At 43.6% G+C, this 264-nt stretch carries 1 protein-coding gene; it reads right to left on the bottom strand.

Annotation, left to right across the window (positions count from 1 at the left end; all coding sequences use genetic code 11):
* Positions 1-264 (bottom strand): helix-turn-helix domain-containing protein (locus VJL_RS27470; protein ID WP_038882144.1); only part of this gene is annotated, 264 nt, incomplete at both ends.

The following is a 264-nucleotide window of genomic DNA, read 5'->3' as shown; positions in this document are numbered from 1 at the left end:
GAGGCTGCTGTTTCATTGAAGGTCTTCCTTTCTGGCGAATTTTGAGCCCTTTGATACCGAGCTCGTTAAATCTTTTGAGCCAGACAGAAAGTATCCCAGGGGACGAGAGGTTAAATACTGCGCTAGTGTGCGAGAGAGACCAGTCATTCGTCCACATTAAATTTAATGCTTTTAGCTTTGTTTGAGCAGAAACAGCATGTTTAGTTGGTAAAAATGAAGCTGCACCATGGATAGCAAAAACTTGGGCCCAATACCGAATCTGTC

Origin of the sequence: Vibrio jasicida CAIM 1864 = LMG 25398 (assembly GCF_000400365.1) — a bacterium.
Classification (GTDB): Bacteria; Pseudomonadota; Gammaproteobacteria; order Enterobacterales; family Vibrionaceae; genus Vibrio; species Vibrio jasicida.
The sequence above is the reverse complement of the archived record's forward strand: the minus strand, read 5'-3'. Positions and strand labels throughout refer to the sequence as shown.